Source organism: Methanobacterium bryantii (genome assembly GCF_002287175.1).
Classification (GTDB): Archaea; Methanobacteriota; Methanobacteria; order Methanobacteriales; family Methanobacteriaceae; genus Methanobacterium_D; species Methanobacterium_D bryantii.
The window spans coordinates 1-22,848 of the sequence record NZ_LMVM01000023.1 but is presented as its reverse complement, the minus strand read 5'-3'; the positions used below and the strand labels follow the sequence as shown (position 1 = coordinate 22,848).

Below are 22,848 nucleotides of genomic sequence, written 5' to 3'. Positions count from 1 at the left end.
TTTAATCCCTACCTATCCTTCTTCATCCCATATCCCTAATTCTTTTTCTTCCATCTCTTTTTCTTTTTTATGCCATTCCATTTCTTCTTTAACTTGTGTTTCTTCGTCTTCATCGCCTTTATTCCAATTTAAGGCCCCATAAATCACGCATAAAAGCATACTTAATATAGTTAAAATATAAGCACTCCAAACCCATGGATCATCTATTCCTAGAACCACTGTTTTCACCTCCGCTCATTGAATGTTAAGTAATTAATGATTAATAATTAAAAATAGATACCTTTAAATTTATCTATTTGTGCTCTTATTTAAACTGTCTAAATTATTAAAAATAGGATGTGCTCAGTTATTAGGGCATGTTTCATGTAATTTTTCTGTTCATTTTAATTGGCAGAGTACCCAAATTATTTCGTAATAATTATTAATAAATAATTAATATGATCAACAATAAAATTATCTTCAAACGTGAGGGGGGTTGAAGGAAATCTCAATCAAAAATTGAGATTTTCGAAACCTCAAAAAATCGAAGTCTTCGAAAATCGTAGATTTTCGGTAGCCCGAAAATTCAAAGAATTTTCGAGGGATTTTTTGGAGATTGAAAGAAATTCTATGAATTTCTGAAACATTCGGAAATCAGAGATTTCCGATGCTGTGGAAAACTACGTTTTCTCGGCCACAAATCAAAGAGTTGTAGGCCCCGAACACAGAGTGTTCGAGGGCCCAAAAAATTATACTTAATTTTTTGGAGGTTGAAAAATGAAAGCTGTTGTTTATAAAGGTCCTAAAAAAGTTGAAGTTAAGGATGTGGAAAATCCGAAAATAAGCAAGCCGACAGATGCGATTATACGAATTACCAGCAGTGCCATATGTGGGAGCGATTTACATATGTACGACGGTGAAACAACATTTGAATCCGGACGAACCCTTGGTCATGAACCAATGGGCGTAGTTGAAGAGGTTGGAGATGCAGTACAGTTAGTAAAACCCGGAGATAGAGTTGTCATGCCTTTTAATATAGCATGTGGGTTTTGCCTGAATTGTATTCAAGGTATGACCAATGCATGTCTTACACTGAATCGAGAGCAACCCGGAGCAGCATATGGATACGTGGATATGGGTCCGTATGAAGGAGGACAGGCTGAATATGTACTTGTCCCGTTTGCTGATTGGGCATGCTTAAAATTACCTGGAGAACCTGGAGATGAATTTGAAGATGATTTTGTACTTCTTGCAGATATCTTCCCAACGTCCTATTATTCTACAGAATTAGCTCATGTTTCTGCAGGTAAAGCTGTGGCAGTTTTCGGTGCAGGGCCTGTAGGTTTGCTTGCTGCTTACAGTTCTGTTTTAAAAGGAGCAGGTGAAGTCTACATAGTCGATGACTCCGATGAGAGGCTTAAACGTGCAGAATCAATTGGTGCAATTCCAATAAACACGGATGATGGAGATCCCGCGCAGCAAATAATGGAAATGAGACAAAATAACAAAAATTTAATGGAATCGTTGCGGCTTGGAGAAGAAAAGACATTAGGTGTTGATTCTGCTATAGATGCAGTTGGATTCCAGGCATATGACCGAGAAAACCCTAATCAGGAAAAACGAAACCAGGTGCTTATGGATATTGCAAATGTAATAAATGCCGGCGGCCATGTAGGACTTATAGGTGTTTATCCAAAGGAAAATCCTGCTGCAGATAATGAAGATGAAAAACAGGGAAATATAATGTTCCCGCTTGGAAAACTATGGGAAAAAGGAATTACAATTGGTATGGGACAAACTCCTGTAAAACAACTACACGTGTTTTTAAGAAATTTGATATTTGATGGCAAAGCTAAACCAAGTTTCATAGTTTCAGATAGGATATCTATTGAAGATGCTCCTCAAATTTACAGCCAGTTCGATAAAAGAGATACAGTAGTTAAACCTGTAATTAAATTTGGAGCGGCAGCAAAGTAAATATTTTTAAATGCAGCATGTGCATTAGAATAGTTTAATATAGAACATTTTAACCTTTAATTTTTTACATTACATTATCTAAGGGGATAGTTTAAGTTAGATTCAGCAGCACTTTGGATGGGAGATATAGGATTGAAAAAGAATAAAAATCCATTAAAAGGAAATTTGGAAAATACTCAAAGAGTAAATTCTGAAATTGAGAAAAAACAGCTAAGTGCAATAGTAGAAAATATTCCTGCAGGAATTATTATTGCAGAAGCTCCTTCTGGAAAATTCATTATGGCTAATAAGCAAATTGCAAATATATGGCATTATCCACAAACAGCCCGTGCTGATGAATTTAAGAAATATAGAGGTTTTCATCCAGATGGTACTCCTTATAAATCTTATGAATGGCCATTATCCCGTTCAATTAGAACTGGTGAAGTAGTTAAAAATGAAGAAATTGAAATTTTACGTGGGGACGGTACAAGAGGATGGATAAGTGTTTGCTCTTTGCCGATAACTGATGATGAAGGAAATATTATTTTAGGAATTGTGATGGATCTGGACATAACGGAACGTAAGCACGCAGAAAATGAACTAAAAAAGAATAAAATGAGATTAGAAACTATAATTATGGGATCTCCAGTTCTTACATTTATAATAGGTCGAGATCATAAGGTTAATTATTGGAACAGGGCTATGGAAGAGTATAGTGGGATTAAAGCTGAAGATATAGTTGAAACAGAAGATCAATGGAAAGCACTCTACAGTGAAAAAAGGCCGACTGTCGCTGATCTATTAATAGAAAAAGATTATGAAAGGATTTCAAAATGGTACAGTGGAAAATGCAGGCGGTCTAAAATTGTGAAAGGGGCATATGAACTTGAAGATTTTTTTCCTGCAATGGGTAAAGAAGGTAGATGGCTGCGCGCCACAGTAAGTATTATTGAGGACCCTGAAGGTAACATAATGGGTGCTATGGAAGTACTTGAGGATATAACTGAGCGTAAACGTGCAGAGGAAAAATTAAAAGAAGCTCGTGATAATTTAGAAGAACAGGTTAAGGAACGAACTGCAGAACTCAGAGAAAGCGAAGAGAAATTCCGTACTTTATATGACGATAATCCCTTCATGTACTTCACTATAGATGCTGATTTTACTGTATTATCTGTAAATCACTTTGGGGCTGAGTTATTAGGTTATACAGTTCCTGAATTAATTGGCCAGCCGTTGTCGAAGATATTCTATGAGAAAGACATAGAATTTGCAGAACAGAACTTAAGAAATGCCATTAAAAATTATGGGCAGGTTTTTCACTGGGAACTACGTAAAGTTCGTAAAGATGGAAGTATACTGTGGGTAAAAGAAACGACACGTGCAACAAAAAGATCTGACGGGAAAATTCTGGTTTTCACTGCATGTGGAGATATTACAGATCGTAAACACGCGGAAAAGGCCTTGAAAGAGAGCGAGAAGAAATTCCGCGAGCTATTTAATAAAGCTCTAGATGTAATAGTACTATCGGAAGTTCAAGAAGATATGATGGCTGGACAATTTATTGAAGTAAATGAAGCCGCAGTTAAAACATTAGGTTACAGTAAAGAAGAATTTTCCAATATGACTCCTCTGGACTTGTTTGCACCAGATAGTAAAGACCAGATACCTAAAATCGTGGAAGAACTTAAAAAAAGAGGATCTACTCTATTTGAGGCAAAAAGTGTTACTAAAAGCAGGGGAGAAATACCTGTTGAGGTTAATGTACATATTTTCAAGCTCAGAGGAAAAGATGTAGCTCTCTCTATGGCCCGTAATATCGCAGATCGTAAGCGTGCAGAAGAAGCCTTAAAAGAGAGTGAGGAAAAATTCCGTGAAATTTTCAATAATGCAAATGATATGATAACTGTATCTAAAATTAAAGAAAATATGCCCGGACGATTTATTGAAGTAAATGAAGTTGGATTAAAGATGTTGGGCTATAGTAGAGAAGAATTTTTAAATATGACTCCTTATGATATAGTTTCTCCTGAATCATCTATTTCTGTATCGGATATAACATCCGAAATGTCAAAAAAGGGATATGCAAGGCATGAAAGTATAATTGTATCTAAAGATGGCTTTAAGATACCTGTTGAAGTCGCTACACATTTCTTCAAGCTCAGAGGAAAAGATATGATTTTAGCTGTTTCTAGGGATATTACAGATCGTAAGCACGCAGAAGAAGCCTTAAAAGAAAGTGAAAAGAAATTCCGCGAATTATTTGATCAAGCAACGGATATGATTACTTTATCTGAGGTAAATGATGACGGCACAATCAGGGGATTTATTGAAGTAAATGAAACTGCATCTAAACGATTAGGATATAGTAAAAATGAATTATTAAATATGACTGCTTTGGATATATATTCAGACACTTCTGCTATATTAAAAATGACATTGGAAATGTTTAAAAAAGGATATTCAATAATTGAAAATGTTCAGATAGCTAAAGATGGAAGGAAGATACCTGTTGAACTTAATACTCATCTTTTTAGCTTAGAAGGAAAAAAGGTCGTTCTTTCTATTTCTCGTGATATTACTGAGCGTAAAAAAGCTGAAGAAGAACTTATAAGGAGTGAAACTATTTTAGAAGAGGCTTCGCATATTTCTAAAATAGGTGCTTATGAATGGAACATAAAAAGAGATGAATTTATATTGTCTGGGGAAGGACAACGAATTTATGGAGTTAAAGAGAGTATATTGCCTTTTGAAGAGATTATGAACGTAGTTTATCCTGCTGATGTCATGATGGTTCGAAGAGCATTGAATGAATCATTAAAAACTTTTAAGCCATATGATTTAGAACACCGCATAAACAGGCCTGATGGTGAAATAAGGTATATACACACTCGAAGCAGTGTTTTATTAGATGACGAAGGCAAACCTGGCAAGATGTACGGTGTAACAGAGGATATAACAGAACGTAAGCACGCTGAAGAGCAAATTAAGAGATTAGCAGATATAGTTGATTCATCAGATGATGCTATTATTGGTGAAGATTTAAATGGGACAATTTTAAGCTGGAATAAGGGGGCTGAAAAAATATATGGTTATTCTGCCCAGGAAATGGTAGGAAAGCCTATATTTAGTTTAGCTCCTGATTCTGAACGTGGAAAGACATCTAAACTTCTGGAAGAAGTTAAAAGTGGCAGGAAAGTAGCTCATTATGAAGCTCAAAGAATAAAAAAGAATGGAGTTAAGATAGATATTTTAATAACATTATCACCTATTAAAAATGTTGATGGGGAAATTACTGGAATTTCTGCAATTGTAAGAGATATAACCGAGCGTAAAAAAGCTGAAAGGGCATTAGCAGAAAGTGAAGAAAAATTAAATGCTATTATTAAATCATCTCCTGATTCTATTATATCTTCTGATTTAAATTTAGATATAATTTCATGTAATCAGGCAAGTATGGATATGTATGGTGCATCTTCAAGTGAAGAATTGATAGGGCTAAACGCATTGGAATTAGTAGATCCAAAAGACAGGTCAAAATTAATGGAAGCTACAAAAATAGCTTTATCTGAGGAAAGAAGTGTAATTTTAGAACTCAATTCTGTTACTTTAGATGGTAAAAAAGTTTTTCCTGTGGAAATTTCTGGAAATAGCATTCGTGATGCTGAAGGTAATTCAATTGGATTTGTAGCTATAACAAAAGATATTACTGAACGTAAAAACGCAGAAAGAGAACGTGAAACCCTGATTGGCGAACTAGAACGTTCTAATCAAGAGTTACAACAGTTTGCTTATATTGCATCACATGACCTTCAGGAGCCTTTAAGGACAATTTCAAGCTTTACACAACTTTTGGCACGACGCTATAAAGGCCAGATTGATAAGGATGCTGATGAATTTATTGATTTCATAGTGGATGGAACAAATAGAATGCAGGCAATGATAAAAGATTTACTGAAGTACTCAAGGGTTCAAACAAGGGGTGAGGAATTTAAACCAATAGATGTCCAGAATGCCCTGGATAATGCATTATTTAATCTTAAAGTGACTATTGATGAAAACAATGCAGAGATTACACATGATAATCTCCCGGTTATAACTGCAGATGAAAAACAGCTTATACAGCTTTTCCAGAATTTAATTGGAAATGCTATTAAATTTAAAAAACCAGATGAACCTCCTAAAATCCATGTTGTATATAGAAAAGATGAAAAAAATGGGGAACATATTTTTGGGGTCTCAGATAATGGTATTGGAATGGATCAGCAGTATGCCGGACGGATTTTTGAGTTATTCCAGAGATTACATACAAGAGATGAATATAAAGGAACTGGAATTGGGCTGGCAGTAGCAAAGAAAATAGTGGAGCGCCATGGAGGGCATATCTGGGTTGAGTCTGAACCTGGTGCGGGTTCAACATTTTATTTTACTATACCTGTAAAAGAAGAATCTAAATAATAAATTCTAATTTTAAATTTTATGTTATTAAGTTATTTTTTGATAGGATGTCTAATAATGCCTATTACAGTTGATCAGGTCCAAAATATATTTAATAATATTGACAAAGGCGAGAATGAAAAATTTTTCCATGTTTGAGGAACTACGTTCTTCAACCGTGAGAAACTGTCAAAATTTATAATTTTGACGCAGCAACTCTTTAAGATTTGCATGTTTCATTTCTCACATGTCCCGAAAACCTACGGTTTTCGAGGACCGCAAAAACATAGTTTTTGCAGGCTTTAAATGGACTTCCATTCAATAATACCTATTGCTGAATAGTCAAATTTAAAAATAATATTATAGTTGAAGTTCGTGCTTATGTGGATTCTGCTTTGGTACAGAAAGTTATTGAAGAGAATGAGATGTGACTATTTTACTCGAAATTTATTTACCATCGAGACCTATAAACCTATTAAGGACTCAATTCATATTTCAGGTGATATCATGGATTTGACCAAAAAAGAAGTAGAAGAACTTCAAGAGAAGATTATAATCCTTTATAAAGTTATAGATCAAAATAACACTTTTAAATCGTTTTATTATCAGGATATGGATGTTAAAATGCCTAAAAGTGACAGTAATTTAATTAATGAACTTGATGAGCTTGAAAATGCAGATGAAATACTTAGAAAATGTATTGTTGAGCTTGAAGAGATAAAACAGAATAAAAAATTAGAGGACAAAATATTCTACGAAATCGTGGCAGAACATGATTTAAGAGATTTATATGAAAAATATGGCATAAAAGAACTTAAAGATTTAGATAAATTGGATATTAAAGAATTATTAAATTTATTGTAGTTAACTTTTAATGTTCTGGATTTTTTGAAGGCTTCTTTCAGGAATTCCTCGAAAATCAAAGATTTTCAAGGGCTTTGAAATCCTCAAAAACCAAAGCCTATGAAAATTTTCAATTTGCAAACATTAGAAATCACCGATTTCCAAAAGTTAGAAAATATGAAATATTTTCTAAAATTCTACGAATTTCGAGAGTTCCTACGGCACACAAATCTAAGATTTTGGAAGTGTGAAATAAAATGTTGAACCCGCACCAGGTTCAGACTCAACCCAGATATGCCCTCCATGACGTTCAACAATCCTCTTAGAGACTGCAAGTCCAATTCCTGTACCCTCATATTCATCTTGAGTATGTAATCTCTGAAATATTATAAAAATACGCTCTGCATATTGTGGATCCATTCCAATTCCATTGTCATGGACGCTGAAAACATGTTCATTTCTATTTTTATCTTTACGAGCTTTGATGTGGATTTTAGGAGGTTCATCTGGTTTTTTAAATTTAATAGCGTTTCCAATTAAATTCTGGAACAGTTGAATCATCTGTCTTTTATCTGCCATTATTTTAGGAAGGTTTTCATGGGTAATTTGGGCACTATTTTCTTTTATAGACGCATAAAGATTGAATTTTGTGTTTTCAAGGATTTCTTCGGTATTGGTTAGTTCAAAATCTTTTCCTCTTGTTGCTACGCGTGAATAGTTCAGGAGGTCGTTAATTAATGTTTGCATCCTTTTTGCGGCATCTACAATATATTCAATAAACTCATCAGCATCTGAATCTAACTTATCTTTATAACGACGTTCAATTAGCTGGGTAAAACTGGTAATAGTCCTGAGAGGTTCTTGAAGATCATGTGATGATACATAAGCAAACTGCTGCAGTTCCTCATTAGAACGTTTTAACTCTTCTATAAGTGATTTAAGATTTTTTTGACTTTTCTTAAGTTTATTTTCTGTAATTTTTCTCTCTTCAAGTTCTCTTTGAAGGCGTTCGTTAGCTTCTTTTAATTCCTTCGTTCGTCTTTTTACTTTTGTTTCTAATTCATTTTTTGCTTCGCCAAGAGCATATTCAATTTCTTTACGTTCTGTAATATCCTGTTCAACACAGATAATGTTTAGAGGATGTCCTGCAAAGTCAGTAACTACTTCTCCACGGCATGAGATTATTCTGATATTCCCATCCTGACGGCGTATTTTAATTTCATATTTAAATGGTTTACGTTCTCTAAGGGCTTTTTCAAGGTTATAATTAACAATATCCTGATCTTCTGGAAGGATCATATTCAAAATAGTGTCATATTTTACTAAATTAGATGAATTGATCCCATAAATTTGGTACATGCCTTCAGAAAGGGTTATTACGTTACTTGGAATATCCCATTCCCAGTTACCAATATGGCCTATTCTCTGGGCTTCTTGAAGTCGATTATAGTTCTTTTCCAGTGCTTGTTTTATATGTACAGGCTCGGTAAGATCATGTATTACAGAAATTGTACCAATATAATTACCTTTATCGTCTTTAAACGCGTGAATTGAGGATTCAACATAAATTTCCTCTCCATTCTTTTTGGTACTTAAATTTTCCCCATGCCATTTTCCTATAGTTTTAAGTCTTTGATGGGCATTTTTTCTGTCCTCTACATTTAACCAGCGGTAGTTAACAACATCGGAAAATATTTTACCCAGTATTTCCTCTGATTTAAAGCCGTATAGATCTTCGGCTCCTTTATTCCAGTATGTTATATGGTTTGCATCGTCAACTGCAATTACAGCATCTCTTACTTCAGATAATATTTCTGCCTGGATCATAATCTGATTTTCAGCTTCTTTTTGTTCGCTAATATCACGGCCAACTGTTACAAATAATCCATTTAAAAAAAATGCAGATACTGCGAAGTGTTTGTTTAATGATTCGAAGTATGTTTCGAATTTTTTACTTTTTTGAGTTCTGATAATTTCATTAGCGGCTTTTACATAATCTGCTATGGCTCTTGGAGATTTATATATCTCGCTGGCACGTTTGCCGATTATTTTTTCCTTTGATGCAGTCGAGTTAAGCGTGGAAGCCGGATTTATATATTTAAAAGCAAAGTCTATAACTTTATTGTCCCTATCATGTACTAATTCATGGATATGTATTTCTTCTTGTGTATTTTCGAATATGGTTAAGTAGTCCGTTTCATTTAGCGAAAACAGGCTTTTTAATTCCATTTTATTCATCCTATTCATTATTTAAGTAATACCTTCTTATAATGAAAAATTAAATAATGATATAGTTACTATTTTGTATTGTTCTCATTATTATGTTTTTTTATTTAGTTATGAAAAATTTTTTAAATAGAATAGAGTTTATTAATACTAATAATAATTTAATTATTATTTAAAGATCTATTAAGGTATTTCATGTCCACAAAACACTTCAATTTGTGGATAAACCCTTTTAAACTTAATTATCCTGTCAAAAGTCTCTTGATTAACTTCAACATCTTCAGTATAGCTGCTAGGTGCTACTCCGTTTTTTAAACTTAATTTAATGTAGCAAACATCTCCAGCTAATAAGACAGGGCCATTTAGAGCGTTAATTAAAAAAGAGGTATGGCCTTTAGTGTGTCCTTGTGTTGATATTGCCCACAGAGATCCATCACCAAAAATATCAATGCATTTGCCTAGGATGGGCATATCTGCAGCATCTTTAAAATCAATTTCATAAAGTGTTTTTACACCTTTTAAGTAATCTCCATAGAAGAACGGTTTATAGTCGTGGTATTTTTCTTCTTTACTGGCAATATATTTGATATTTTTAGGTAATTCACGTGTTCCTGCAATGTGATCAGAGTGGAGGTGGGTAAAAAAGACTCCTTTTAATTTAATTCTATTTTTTTCAATATGGTAACCGATATTTTGATTTTCAGCCTGTTTGTATTTATCTACAAATAAATTGGCTTTTATAAATAGTTTTGCAAACAGTCCTTTCATATTTCCATGTGGATCATCATAATATGAACTATCTAAACCTGTATCTATTAAATAATCGCCCAGTTTCTCATGGTGGATCCAGTGGGCTAGTACTGGAACCTCTAAAAGTTCATCTTCAATAACTCCTGCTTTTGGATGGTCTGGGTTCAGTGCGCCTCGTTTATTTAATATTACATATCCTGTAATGAAACTTTTAATTGTTATGGGCTGTGGATTATTAAATAGGGAGTCCCATTCTTTAAAATCATGTTTTTTGACATCAAATGCTTTTCTTTCCATAATAAAAACCAGAATTAATGATTTTAGTTGATTTTAGTATGAGGTGCAATATTTATTAAAATTTTGAATTGAAAATAAAAAAGATAGGTGGGGATAATCCCCTAAAATAAATTTATTTTATTCCGTTAAAGCACTTGTCTAAGTGTTCTTTACTTGGAGGTTTGGTAATTAAACACACTATGATAGTTACAATTGCTGCTACCGGAAGACCTATGACAATAGGGTCTATAGTAGGCCATGGACTTGCAGTTATAAGAACTGTATTACCTGTAAGTGCCTTGCAAATACCAAGTGCCTCTGCTGATTTTTTGTACTGGAATACTAACCAGAAGAAACTGGCAAAAGTTCCAAATACGAGTCCTGCAATAACTCCCGCTTTTGTAGCTTTCTTCCAGTATATAGCAGCCGTGTATATTGAAAGGAATGCTGCAGCGGTTATACCAAACCATATTGATGTTCCTACAGCAACTATACTCCCCGGAAGGATAAATCCAAGAATTACTGCTATTATAACTGCTATTAGGATACCTATGCGGGCTACATTTACTGAAGATCCTCTTTTCTTATTGGATATAGTTTCATATATGTCCCTTCCAAGAGCAGTACCCTGCACGTGGAACTGGGCAGAAAGTGTAGACATAGCTGCTGAAAGCAGAACAATCATAAACACATATGCGAACCATAAAGGCATGGCAGCGCTGATGAATGTAGGTATGACTGAATCAAGGTTACCCCCAGCAGCTTGAACTGCGGTCATTCCTGTATGCTGGAAGAAATAAACATTGGAGAGAGACCCTACGATGTACGCTGCAAATGTGGTCATGAATATGAAGAGACCACCTATCGCTACAGCTCTGTTCAGTTCTTTGTTGGATTTAACTGTCATGAACCTTACTGCAAGCTGCGGCTGTGATAAAACACCTATACCAACACCTAAAATAAGGCTTGAAATCAGAGTCCACCAGAATGGACTGCCTAATGCCGGCATGGAAGTCCATCCTGTAAATCCTGTGGCCGTAGCATTTGCTGTGGCGCTGGCAGGTACAATATTGACTAGATTTGTGAGGGCCTGGTTACCTGCGGTAACGCCTCCTGTAAGCCAGTAAATAGTAATTAGTAGAATAAGCATTCCAAAGAACATAATGGTTCCTTGAAGGGCATCAGTATACATTACTCCTCTTATACCTCCAAATATAACATATACTGCCACAATAAGGGCCATTACAACTAAAGCTATGTTATAATCAATTTGAAGAGTTGTTTGAACAAATCTTGCCATACCAATTAAAACTGCTGATGCGTATAAAGGCATTCCAACAAATATTACAGCTCCAGAGAAGTACTGAATAAATTTACTATCGAAACGGCGCGAAAGGAATTCTGGAAATGTGAGGGCATTTAAGTTATGCCCCATTTTTCGGGTACGTTTTCCAAAGAATACAAACGCTATAAAAATTCCTATAATGATGTTTAAAAATACAAGCCATAAAATTCCCATACCATAATTGGCGGCTACACCACCAAATCCTACAATTGCTGCAGTACTGATAAACGTTGCACCATAACTGAGGGCCATGATATATGGGTGAGTTTCTCTTCCAGCAACCATATAATCATCAGCACTTTTGGTTCGCTTCCATGCTATGTAACCTACATATCCTATTATAAGGAGATAAACCAGTGCTACAACAATTAATGCAAATAAATCCACTTAATAACCTCCATTAATTAAAATTATCCAAATTTTAGCCTATTTTAACCAGTAATCAATCATAATTTATTAAAATTATGAAAATATTAAAAATAAGCATGAAAAACATGAATATTTTTCCTTTTAATAATTGCTATTAAGTTTACTTTATATATAAAGCCGTAACACTTTTGTTTAAGTGCATTTTTGCGTATAACTTCATACTATTTTGCTGCCATGTAATATGCCCTTTTATTGACCATAAAACAAGGCATGGGGTACTAAATCAATTGAGTAGTCCCTATTTTTTGTTATATAAAACATAATTATGGCTGGTGTAAAAGTATTTGAATAAAGTAATGCGGTTGAAAATTTAGAGAAATATTAATTCTGAATCCATAATCTGAATAATATTTCTATTTCAGTGGGGGCATCGGCAAAATTGGAGTACCATTTTTTTTATTTGAAATTAAATTTAGTAAGTAAGATGGTAGTTTACATTTAAAATTTATAACAAGTTTTATAACTTTCTTCTAATTACATTAAATTAGATATTTTTCCTAAAGTAAGGAAAATTCATTTTTAATCTACTGGCTACTAATCAATTAACTCAGGGGATAAGATGATTTGGAATGAAAAAGCAGAGTGCATGTCAGAAAACGATAAAGAAGCATTACAACTTGAAAGACTACAAATGGCAGTGAAAAGAGCATATGAAAGCGTTCCATATTATAAAAAGCGTTTTGATGAACTGGGTGTTAAACCTGAGGATATTAAAACTCTTAAAGACATTGAAAAGCTCCCATTTACTACAAAGGACGATTTAAGGGATGCTTATCCATTTGGAATGTTTGCAGTGCCTAGAAAGGAGATTGTGGAAGTGCATACTTCTTCAGGGACAACAGGAAAACCAACCGTGTCTGGGTACACTCGAGGAGACCTTGAAATTTGGGGCGAAGTTATGGCACGTGGTCTATGTATGTTTGGAGTAACTGACGATGATATAATTCAAAATACTCACGGTTATGGTTTATTTACCGGTGGATTTGGGGTGCATTACGGTGCCCAAAAAATGGGCGCAACTGTTATACCAATTTCAACAGGGCAGACAAAACGCCAGATTGAAATCATGCAGGACTTTGGAACAAGTGTCATGATTTTTACACCTTCATATGGGTTATATCTTGCTGAAGAAATTGAAGAAGAAGGGATTGATACGAAAACTATTGGCCTTAAGGCTATAGGTTTTGGTGCGGAAATGTGGACAGAAGAAATGCGTCAGGAGATCCAAAAAAGGTTTAAAGCACCGGCATACAATATATATGGACTTACTGAGGTAATTGGGCCAGGAGTAGGTCTTGAATGCAGCGAAAGGGACGGACTTCATATTTCTGAAGATCATTTTTATCCAGAGATCATAGATTCTGATACCCATGATGTGCTGCCGGATGGTGAAAAGGGAGAGCTTGTTTTAACGACATTAACACGTGAAGGTACTCCCTTAATCCGTTTTAGAACAAAAGATGTAACTAAACTCACAAGGGGTAAGTGTGGATGTGGAAGAACTCTTGTTAAAATGGATAGAGTTACTGGACGTACCGATGATATGATGAAAATCAGGGGAGTTTCAGTTTTCCCATCGCAGATTGAAAAAGCTCTTCTTAGAATTGATGAAGTGGAGCCTCACTACCAGATTATTGTTACACGGCCTCATTTGATGGATGAAGTTGAGGTACAGGTTGAAGCTTCAGAAAGTCTTTTTTCAGATGAAATTAAGGAACTCGTAGGTATAAGGGAGAAAATTGAAGATTATATCCACAGTGAAATTGGTTTAAGAGTTAAAGTAACCCTTGTTGAGCCGAAAACACTACCAAGAAGTGAAGGAAAAGCAGTAAGAGTTATAGACAAAAGAGAATTATAAAAAAGCATAAATACATTAGGTGGCATTATGAAAGTAAAACAGTTGTCCATATTTTTGGAAAATAGGAAAGGAAGGATGAGGAAAGCTTTGGATGTGCTTGAGGAAGGTGGGGTCAATATAAGGGCTCTTTCAATTGCAGACACTTCTGATTTTGGAATTTTAAGGTTAATAGTTCCAGAACCTGATAAAACTAAAAAATTGCTTGAAGACAACAATTTCATTGTAAAAATTGGGGAAGTAATCGCCGTTAGAATGCAGGATCAGCCTGGAGGATTGGGTAAAATCCTGGGAATTCTCGATGATAATGATATTAACCTGGAATATCTTTATGCATTCGTAGAAGAAAAAGAAAACGGAGCTATAGTTTTATTACATCCAGAAAATATCGATGGTGGAATTAAAGCACTCCAAGACGGCGGTGCAGAGGTTATACCTGCTAAAGATATTTATGGTTTGTAGTTTTATTTTTTAATTTTCATATTTTACTTTTAGAGGATTTTTTTTGTTTTTTACCTTCAAGCTTATTTTTTTCCCTTAAACGAGTTTCATCATTACATAAAAGCATGTCTGAAGGGATTGAATGCATATATTTTTTAAATAAACACAAAAACTCATTTATTTTCATAAATTACACCTTGGATTTTGATTTTGGAAGTTAATGTGGGGCGATATAACCACTAGCGATGCATGGGCCTTACAAGGGCATAAATACTTGTTTCCCATGTATTTTACATCTATTATGTATCTTCCTGGAATTAAATTATAGGTATCTATATCTACAGAGGCTTTACCGTCCCAAAAATTTATTTTTTCAGTTTTACTGATTATTTTGGTGCCGTTAATGTCTGAAACTGTAAACGTTAAATATTTTCCATCAATGTCTACCCATCTTGAGCCTTCATTTAGTTGTCCACCTGCCGATATGGATGTTTTATCTCCATGTTTCACGTAAATATTCTCTATTTCTGTTATCCGGGTTTCTGTAGCTGCAGGGCATATTGGTGCAGAGATAAAGGCCATAAAAAAAATTGATGCCTGCTGTATTATTTTTAAATAGTTCCTATCTTCCAGCTCACTTTGACTGTTGTTTATATTATACGATAGATTTATATATATAAACTTTTACATTTTAAATGTAAGTAAGAAATGGTGGTAAAAAAATGAAATGTTTAAAAACAGCTTCAATACTTATCTTAGCTGTATTCTCATTGAGTATGGTTTCGGGAGTATTTGCAGCAGATAGATGTATATTGCCTGTTAAAGAAGAAAAAAAGTTAACTGTAAATGTAAATGAAAAATTCAATATAACTTTGGAAAGTAATCCAAGTACTGGTTATAAATGGATCTCAGAATTCGATTCAAATTCTTTAAAGCTTGTAAATGAAACTTATATTCCAGACATGCCAATACGCTGTGGAAGTGGGGGATATCAAATATTTACATTTAAAGCCCTTAAAACTGGTAAAACAGATCTAACTATGAAATATATTATGCCTTGGGAAAACTGTCTCCCTGCAAAGGAGATCATTTACCATATAAACATTGTAAACTAATAAAAAGAAAAAAAGAGTTTTTTTATTTAATTATTTCGCCAGATATCTATGAAACTCTACTTTTGGTTTAGATGTAACACTTAGATAATATGCTGGCGATTTATAATCTATTTAAGAGGCGTTACTTACTGTAAATGCTTGTGCACTTACTTTTTTGGTAGAGTTAGTAGTATTTTGAGTCTGATTAATTTTTGTACTGGTTGTACTATTTGTATGAGTACTATTTTGCGAACTGGTTCCATTGCTAATGGATGTATTGGTATTTTCGGGGTTATTGGCGTTATCATGTGCTGGGCTAATATTTGATGCATTTGAACTTGTTTGATTGTGATTAACCTGACTTGCCAGTGTAATATACGCCGCTCCAATAATTACCACTATAATAATTACAATTAAACCGCTTCTACTATTAATATCCGTTTTTTCACGTCCTTTAATTGATATTTGTAAAGTAATGACTTAATGGGCACCTTCAAAATATATTTTTAGAGGAATCCACAGCCTGATATTAATGAAGTAAAATATTGATTCATTCTCATATTTAAAATTATCTAAAATGGAATTACTGCTTTGCCTAAGTAATAATATCAAGATTAAGTAAAATTAAAACCTTTAAAAATGGAGAGATGAAAATTATGTTATAAAAGATTAAAAATGGGAATGATTTGAGCGAATCCAGTAAAATAAGATAATTAAGAAATTATCTGGATGAAACAAATTCAAACCCTTTTTCATATGCTTTTTTGTTAATAGGAATGCTTTTTTGAGGTAAGTTTGCCTTCATTGATTTTAAAACAGCTTCTTTACCTATGGGGAAGTCTGAAACTGCAGTAGCCCCTCCGAGCATAACCATGTTAAGTGAAAGGATATGTCCTGCATCTTTAGCTGCTTTTTCAGCGTCAAGAGCAAATACATCTTTTACTTTCGATTTAAGTTCATCTAAAATATCTGGAATTTCTGGATAAGGCACTTCACTTCCAATTATGTTAAAAGGCATTATTGGAGAAGTATTTACAATGACATAGGTATCTTCACTTGCTTTTGGGATTGCCCTAAGTGCTTCCATCGGTTCAAATGCAATTAAGAGGTTAGTGCTGCCTTTTTCAATTATTGGGCTTTTTGAATCCCCTATTTTAAGTTCTGTTGAGACAACCCCCCCACGCTGGGCCATTCCATGTACTTCGCTCATTACAACTCCCATGTCGCTTTTCATTGCAGCTTCGCCAATTACAATACTGGTTTTGATGATTCCTTGTCCTCCGACACCGCAGATATAAATGTTATATGGTTCCATTTTTTAATCTCCATGATTTATAATAGGTTAACTTATTCTTTTAGCTCCAATAGCCTTTTTTGGACAAATTTGCATGCAAACACTGCATCCCCTACAAAACATTGAATCAATGTTTACAGAACCGTCCTCTGCAACATAAATTGAAGGGCAGGTAAGTTCTTTCAGACAGTTCATGCATTTATCACATTTTTCAGGGTCAACATTCATAAGCAATTGACTGGTTACTCCTTTTTTAGTGAGCATGCATGGATATTTTGAAATAACAACTGCTACACCGTCAAACTGCAGCGCTTTTTTGAATATTTCCTTTGATATGTCAACGCTAACTGGATTTATAACTTCTAAAAACTTTACCCCAATCGCTTCAACGATTTTTTCTATACTTATTTCAGGGGCCATTTCACCCATCCCATCTACTGGAAGCCCGGGATGAGGCTGGCCGCCGGTCATGGCAGTTGTTCTGTTATCTAAAATAACGAGCACAAACTTGTCTTTATTATGCACTGCATTTATGAGAGGTGGGATGCCCGCATGGAAAAATGTAGAGTCTCCTATAAAGCTTACAATACTTTGATCAGTTGATTTTGAGAATCCGCAGCTTGTACCTACACTTGAACCCATAGCGAGCAGGTAATCTGCCATTTCATATGGGGATTCAATTCCAAGTGTGTAACAACCAATATCGTTCGGATACACTGCATCAAGACCTAGCTCTTCAACTGCTTTTTTAACAGTATAATAAGCAGCCCTGTGAGGACATCCTGAACATAAAGTCGGTGCACGTACTGGAAGAGGAATGTCCGGTTCATATGATTGTTTTTCTTTTAAATTAATGCCAATAACTTTTCTCATGCCTTCTAGAACTATATCTGGTGTATATTCAAAGATCATGGGCAGTGTTTCATCGAGTTTGCCGTGTACTTTTGTTTTTAAGCCATATTTTCCGATTACTGCAAGTATATCTTTTTCCATTATTGGATCTACTTCTTCAATAACTATTACATGGTCTAAATCCTTTATAAAGTCATATACCAGTTTTTCAGGGAAAGGATATGAAAAACCAATTTTTAGGATGTTTACAGCCAGATCATTTTTTTCTATAACATCTATGGCATAGTTAAATGCACTGCCGCTTGTAATTACACCAATTTTGCTTTCTTTATTGAATATCCTGTTAAATGGAGAATTACTAGCCACATCTTCTATTTTCTCCATTTTTTCAACCAGTATTCTGTGCATTTCCCTGGCGTTTGCAGGTACAGGCACAAAGCGTTTAGGGTCTTTTTTAAAGTATCCTGTTTTTTTATTGGCGTTAGGCTTTTCCAGTTCTACCACTCCTCTCATATGGGAAACCCTTGTGGTTGTACGCATTAAAACAGGTATTTGGAACTCTTCTGAAAGTTCGTACCCGTACTTCATCATATCCTTTATTTCCTGCGGATTGGAAGGTTCAACTGTAGGAATGCCTGCAATCCGTGCGTAATGCCTGTTGTCCTGTTCATTTTGAGATGAAAATATGGAAGGATCATCAGCTGACAGGATGATCATCCCGCCATTTACTCCCTCATAAACTACGCTCATAAATGAATCTGCAGCAACGTTTAAGCCTACATGTTTCATAAAAGTAAATGAACGTAAGCCTGATGCAGCAGCAGCAGCTGAAACCTCAAGTGCTACTTTTTCATTGGTGGAAAATTCGAAGTACATCCCCGCATCCTTTGCAAGCTTGGATAAAACATCTCCTATTTCTGAAGATGGTGTACCTGGGTATGTTGAGGCAACTGATACTCCAGCTTCGACTGTTCCTCGAACTGCAGCTTCGTTACCTAACAAAAATAGTTTTTCACCTTCTTTGCCAGTTAAAACCTTTGTTATATTCATGATATCGCCTTATAATGATTAAATATGCTTTAATTGATTCTTGTGTTTACTTATGCTCATGTTTATGATCATGTGCATAAATTATATTTTATGTTAAATTGTAACCGAAAAATAGAAACATGCAAAAAATGCTTTGCATTTTTCTCTGCATCGAAATTATAAATTTCGATAGATTTTTCCATTTTGATTAATATATAGGAATTATCTTAAAAACATGTACTTCAGAATATTTACATGAAACTTGCAAAACTATGTTTTGCAGGCAGCGAAAACAAAGTTTTCGCATGCTACTCATTTTTCTCTAACTTTGATTTTTGTGCATGGAAAAATTTCTAATTTTTTCGGTTACGAAACTGAAAGTTTCGTAAACATGTGAAAAACTTCGTTTTTCACGGCCACAAAACCGAAGGTTTTGTAGGCATTCAAAACCTGTCGTTTTTGAAATATATAATTACATTATTCGCACAACCTTCGACATGAACGTTTAATAGTATAATTAGAAATTAGTTAAATCTAATTTAGGACATTATCTAAATTAAGTTTTTTTATAGGTATGCTACTTTTACCTTTAGAGTTAATAAATAAAATTACTGAAATTTTTGATCTTTTTAAAGCATTTACTGAATCCAATCTCAATAATTGATATCCGTTGATCCTTTTTGATATGAAAGATTATATCATATAAATTAGTAAAATAAAAGTGAATTTGTGATTTATGTTACTATTTATTAGATTAGATTGATAGAACGTATCTATCTAAAAGCTGAATGGATCCTGAGGAAAATCATGCAGACTGTAAAAATCTATGATCTAAAAGTGGAATATGATATAATTCACCGCAATGTGAAGTACTGGCGTTTGGAGCTAAAAAATGAAAAATTAGTGATTATAGCTCCTAATGGGCATGATAATTATGAAAAGATCATAGAAAAACACAAAAAATGGATTTATAAGAAATTTAAAGCCATTAATGCCTCAAGACATGAAGCAAAGCAGAGAGAACTTAATTATGGGCTTGCTGAGGAAGAATTCAGGGCACTGGTCCGCAGCCTTGTTGAAAAGTTCTCCCTTGAACTGGGTGTAACTGTAAATAAAATCTATTTTCGGAAGATGAAATCAAGATGGGGAAGCTGCAGTTCCAGAAATAATATCAATATCAACAGATACTTAAAATATTTACCCGAATCTTTAATTGAATATGTTGTTTTTCATGAAGTTGCCCATCTTGTTGAGTTAAATCACAGCAAACGGTTCTGGGATATAATAATGGAAAAATTTAATAATTATAAAGAGATAGAAAAAGAACTCTCAATCTACTGGTTTGCAATTAAAGATACTATAATTGAGGCACAATTTAGTGAATCAAAAACCTAATTGCTTATATATCAATAAAATATATATTAATAAAATAAATGTGAATACTAGAGCATAAAAGGAGGTCAAAAATGCCAGCAGCAAAACGATGGATGGATTTCAATGAAGAAAATGTAAAACAGTTACCAAATTCCTATGGAGTATTCCAGTTTGCCAATGATAAAAAGGAAATTGTCTATATCGGCGAGGGAAAACTGAAACATAATATTTCTATGCATTTTTCAGACGAAGACGCAGCAGAAAGCATTGTTTACTTTAGATACCGTGAAAACGACAGTAAAAAAAGTTCAAAACAGAGAAAGAACATTCTGCTTAAAGAATACAGAGAAAAAAATGGAAAAATGCCTGAATTTAATTAAGGGTTTCACTGATTATAATATTTAATGATTGGTTGCTATTTTGATGGATGTTAATTTTAACCCTTAACTATCCCTTTTTTTATCAGGGCATATTTGTTATTTTTACCAAACTATCAAATTTTAACTCTTTTAAAATAAGCCCCATGGCTTTACAATGCCCTGAACTTGTAAATATGTCATTTTCTTTAATAATTTCTTTTATCTGGTTTGTAATTTCGTATTGTAAAGGATAGGTCTCTTTAAATACATCTAAAAATTTTTTAAGTATATCTTGTTCTATAAGTTTTAAATCATAATATTCTAAAAATCCCCATGCTATGGTGTAACGTGTTATCATCAGCAAGTCATCAAAAAGAAGGTCATCAGAAAACTGCCGGTAAAAATCTACACCTGCAATCATGGAATCGATTTCCTTTTGGACCACGCCCAGATATTCCACGCCGAATGGGGTAAAGCCGTTTTCAAAGATTATTTTATTGACCACGATGTCGTCAACCATGGTGAATATGAGTTGGATATCCCTTTTGTCGCTGTCTTCAGTTGATTCTGGAAATTCACCCCTACAGTACCTTTCTTTAAACAGGATGTAGCCGTGTGTTGCCTCGTGGGCAATGGAGCGTTCCAATGTTTCGTTTGTTTTTTGGATATCTGAACGGATGATAACTATGATGTAATCTGGATGGTACCTGAACCCTGCCCACATACCTTTTATTCCGAGATATGGGCTTTCAAGTATTTTAACTTCTTTTCCAGTTTCGGTTTCTATTTTCTTTAAATAATCCCTTAATTTATTTGAAAATTCAAATTTCGGCATGTGCTCACAGTTATATATTGGTGCAGATGTTATATGAAATTTGTTGAAAATGTAAATATTGTGATTGTTCTGGTGTTATTTTAGTGTATTTGAGAAAATAAGGAGTATTTTGGGATTTTTTTGGTTTAGTTAGGTTACCTGTTACTTGTTTTTGGATTGTCAAAAATTTTTTATATCCTATTTAGAAATGAGTTATTATGAATATTTTTGATATAGGTTTTTTAATAATAGGAATTTTTCTTATAATTGTAACCACTCTAGATATCTTTAACAAACGAAAATATCCTGAAAAAGAGTTGGATTATATATCTTATTTATTTACATATCTTATTGGAATTCTTTGGATTATAGTTGCTACTGGTTTTTGGCCTGCAATGCTGTTTATACTCGTACTTTTTTATTTACATCATGTTTATCTTTCAAAGAAACATCCTGAAGGATATAAATCTCCTGCATTTTGGGAAAAGTTAGCTGCTGGTTGGGCGGCTCTTGTAATTTGATTATATTAGTCCTTGTTTTATAATAATTTTAATGGGGTAGGTTTACCTGTTAAAATGTCGAAAAATTTTTATATTTCATTTAAAAATGAGTTATTATGGGAATCATCGCTATATTTTCTTTGATAATGGGTATTTTATTCATGATTTTAGGTATTTTAGCTGTCAATCACTATAGACTACATCCTGAAAAAGAAAAGGCTTTAATATCTGCTTTATTTCCATTTATTTTAGGAATTATTTTTATTACATGTACTATTGCAGGTTATATCTGGATTATAGTATTATTATTGCTTATAATTTCTATTATAAGCCACATTTACTCCAGATATACTTCAATTAAATATCCTGAAATGAAGAAAAAACAGGAGGATTCACGGGAGAAAGCTCTGGAAATATATAAAAAACATCCAATACGTTACAGGTTACTAATAATTTCTAGATATATGATGTATATAATGCTCGCTTGTGCTGTCTTTTTAGGTGTGTTTATTGTGGGGGTTGTGTTGTTTAATATAACTTTTTAGCTTAAAATTATAGTGGAAATTCTTTTTAGAAGAGTTATTTTGGACTTTTTTGTTAGTAGTGTATCTTCCTCTCATTTGAGAATATCAAAAAATTTATATGTTCTGCACCTGCGGTCTAGTTTCAAAATAGTTTACTTGATTTCATTCCAGTACCTGTAAATTAATTTAATGCTCATGCCCCAAAATTCTTCGAATTTTAGGAAATGCAAGCATGCAAAAAATGAAGCATTCGAAAATTCTGTGAATTTTCGATGCATTGAAATCAGAGATTTCAATAGTTTTTTGCGGTTACAAAATCGGAGATTTTGTAAACATTTCTTAACCTTTCGGAAATCATAGATTTCCGATGCCGGAGGAAACTCTGTTTCCTCGGCCGCAAAATTAAAAATTTTGCAGGCATCAAACGCTTTGCGTTTGAATGTCCCAAAAAATTCTATGAATTTTTTGAGG

20 protein-coding genes are annotated in these 22,848 nt (G+C 33.8%); 10 read left to right on the top strand and 10 right to left on the bottom strand.

Annotated features, from left to right (window positions below; genetic code table 11):
* Positions 1 to 12 precede the first annotated feature (12 nt).
* Positions 13 to 219, bottom strand: coding sequence for a symporter small accessory protein (locus ASJ80_RS08630; protein WP_048080143.1), 207 nt, complete (start codon positions 217 to 219; stop codon positions 13 to 15).
* Between the two features lie 537 nt (positions 220 to 756).
* Here ASJ80_RS08630 and ASJ80_RS08625 point away from each other — a divergent pair.
* The 3 genes from ASJ80_RS08625 to ASJ80_RS08610 all read left to right on the top strand — a co-directional run bounded on the left by ASJ80_RS08625 (position 757) and on the right by ASJ80_RS08610 (position 7,236).
* Positions 757 to 1,956, top strand: coding sequence for a glutathione-independent formaldehyde dehydrogenase (locus ASJ80_RS08625; RefSeq protein ID WP_069583320.1), 1,200 nt, complete (start codon positions 757 to 759; stop codon positions 1,954 to 1,956).
* Positions 1,957 to 2,088: 132 nt separating this feature from the next.
* Positions 2,089 to 6,393, top strand: a complete 4,305-nt coding sequence (locus ASJ80_RS08620; protein WP_179288747.1) for a PAS domain S-box protein — start codon at positions 2,089 to 2,091, stop codon at positions 6,391 to 6,393.
* Positions 6,394 to 6,879: 486 nt separating this feature from the next.
* Positions 6,880 to 7,236 (top strand): hypothetical protein, encoded by a 357-nt coding sequence (locus ASJ80_RS08610; protein WP_095652066.1) that lies wholly within the window; start codon positions 6,880 to 6,882, stop codon positions 7,234 to 7,236.
* Positions 7,237 to 7,446: 210 nt separating this feature from the next.
* Here the strand turns inward: ASJ80_RS08610 and ASJ80_RS08605 are convergent, their stop codons facing one another.
* The 3 genes from ASJ80_RS08605 to ASJ80_RS08595 all read right to left on the bottom strand — a co-directional run bounded on the left by ASJ80_RS08605 (position 7,447) and on the right by ASJ80_RS08595 (position 12,199).
* Positions 7,447 to 9,444 (bottom strand): ATP-binding protein, encoded by a 1,998-nt coding sequence (locus ASJ80_RS08605; protein ID WP_179288746.1) that lies wholly within the window; start codon positions 9,442 to 9,444, stop codon positions 7,447 to 7,449.
* A 180-nt stretch (positions 9,445 to 9,624) separates the two neighbouring features.
* Complete coding sequence (locus ASJ80_RS08600) at positions 9,625 to 10,488, bottom strand: MBL fold metallo-hydrolase (RefSeq protein ID WP_069585242.1); 864 nt, start codon at positions 10,486 to 10,488, stop codon at positions 9,625 to 9,627.
* A gap of 112 nt (positions 10,489 to 10,600) precedes the next feature.
* Entirely contained in the window at positions 10,601 to 12,199 is a 1,599-nt protein-coding gene (locus ASJ80_RS08595) for a sodium:solute symporter family protein (protein ID WP_069585241.1), read from the bottom strand.
* A 601-nt stretch (positions 12,200 to 12,800) separates the two neighbouring features.
* Here ASJ80_RS08595 and ASJ80_RS08590 point away from each other — a divergent pair.
* A complete protein-coding gene (locus ASJ80_RS08590) occupies positions 12,801 to 14,099 on the top strand; it encodes a phenylacetate--CoA ligase family protein (protein WP_069585240.1) in 1,299 nt (432 codons plus the stop codon).
* Between the two features lie 27 nt (positions 14,100 to 14,126).
* Positions 14,127 to 14,558 (top strand): ACT domain-containing protein, encoded by a 432-nt coding sequence (locus ASJ80_RS08585; protein WP_069585239.1) that lies wholly within the window; start codon positions 14,127 to 14,129, stop codon positions 14,556 to 14,558.
* A gap of 16 nt (positions 14,559 to 14,574) precedes the next feature.
* On the opposite strand, the gene ASJ80_RS17055 is transcribed toward ASJ80_RS08585, so the two are convergent.
* Together ASJ80_RS17055 and ASJ80_RS08580 are read right to left on the bottom strand one after the other, a co-directional pair.
* Positions 14,575 to 14,724 carry a hypothetical protein gene (locus ASJ80_RS17055; protein ID WP_176720317.1) on the bottom strand — a complete coding sequence of 50 codons (150 nt, stop codon included), beginning with the start codon at positions 14,722 to 14,724 and terminating at the stop codon, positions 14,575 to 14,577.
* Positions 14,721 to 15,119 carry a hypothetical protein gene (locus ASJ80_RS08580; RefSeq protein ID WP_069585237.1) on the bottom strand — a complete coding sequence of 133 codons (399 nt, stop codon included), beginning with the start codon at positions 15,117 to 15,119 and terminating at the stop codon, positions 14,721 to 14,723. Before ASJ80_RS08580 ends, ASJ80_RS17055 begins: the two co-directional genes overlap by 4 nt.
* Positions 15,120 to 15,259: 140 nt before the next feature.
* On the opposite strand from ASJ80_RS08580, the gene ASJ80_RS08575 reads away from it, so the two are divergent.
* Complete coding sequence (locus tag ASJ80_RS08575; RefSeq protein WP_069585234.1) at positions 15,260 to 15,652, top strand: protease inhibitor I42 family protein; 393 nt, start codon at positions 15,260 to 15,262, stop codon at positions 15,650 to 15,652.
* A 111-nt stretch (positions 15,653 to 15,763) separates the two neighbouring features.
* Here ASJ80_RS08575 and ASJ80_RS08570 read toward each other — a convergent pair whose 3' ends face one another.
* From ASJ80_RS08570 to iorA, 3 genes are all read right to left on the bottom strand, one after another.
* A complete protein-coding gene (locus ASJ80_RS08570; RefSeq protein ID WP_141705211.1) occupies positions 15,764 to 16,030 on the bottom strand; it encodes a hypothetical protein in 267 nt (88 codons plus the stop codon).
* Between the two features lie 322 nt (positions 16,031 to 16,352).
* Positions 16,353 to 16,946 carry an indolepyruvate oxidoreductase subunit beta gene (locus tag ASJ80_RS08565; RefSeq protein WP_069585230.1) on the bottom strand — a complete coding sequence of 198 codons (594 nt, stop codon included), beginning with the start codon at positions 16,944 to 16,946 and terminating at the stop codon, positions 16,353 to 16,355.
* Between the two features lie 27 nt (positions 16,947 to 16,973).
* Positions 16,974 to 18,827 carry an indolepyruvate ferredoxin oxidoreductase subunit alpha gene (iorA, locus tag ASJ80_RS08560; protein ID WP_069585228.1) on the bottom strand — a complete coding sequence of 618 codons (1,854 nt, stop codon included), beginning with the start codon at positions 18,825 to 18,827 and terminating at the stop codon, positions 16,974 to 16,976.
* A gap of 786 nt (positions 18,828 to 19,613) precedes the next feature.
* On the opposite strand from iorA, the gene ASJ80_RS08555 reads away from it, so the two are divergent.
* Both ASJ80_RS08555 and ASJ80_RS08550 read left to right on the top strand, forming a co-directional pair.
* Positions 19,614 to 20,201, top strand: coding sequence for a M48 family metallopeptidase (locus ASJ80_RS08555; protein ID WP_069585225.1), 588 nt, complete (start codon positions 19,614 to 19,616; stop codon positions 20,199 to 20,201).
* A 71-nt stretch (positions 20,202 to 20,272) separates the two neighbouring features.
* Positions 20,273 to 20,560: a DUF7508 domain-containing protein gene (locus tag ASJ80_RS08550; protein WP_069585222.1), complete on the top strand. Its 288-nt coding sequence runs from the start codon at positions 20,273 to 20,275 to the stop codon at positions 20,558 to 20,560.
* Positions 20,561 to 20,642: 82 nt separating this feature from the next.
* Here the strand turns inward: ASJ80_RS08550 and ASJ80_RS08545 are convergent, their stop codons facing one another.
* Positions 20,643 to 21,374, bottom strand: a complete 732-nt coding sequence (locus ASJ80_RS08545) for a hypothetical protein (protein WP_069585217.1) — start codon at positions 21,372 to 21,374, stop codon at positions 20,643 to 20,645.
* Between the two features lie 197 nt (positions 21,375 to 21,571).
* Between ASJ80_RS08545 and ASJ80_RS08540 the strand changes: the two genes are divergently transcribed.
* Together ASJ80_RS08540 and ASJ80_RS08535 are read left to right on the top strand one after the other, a co-directional pair.
* Positions 21,572 to 21,874, top strand: a complete 303-nt coding sequence (locus tag ASJ80_RS08540) for a hypothetical protein (protein WP_069585215.1) — start codon at positions 21,572 to 21,574, stop codon at positions 21,872 to 21,874.
* Positions 21,875 to 21,969: 95 nt separating this feature from the next.
* Positions 21,970 to 22,398 (top strand): hypothetical protein, encoded by a 429-nt coding sequence (locus ASJ80_RS08535; RefSeq protein WP_069585213.1) that lies wholly within the window; start codon positions 21,970 to 21,972, stop codon positions 22,396 to 22,398.
* Positions 22,399 to 22,848: the final 450 nt, after the last annotated feature.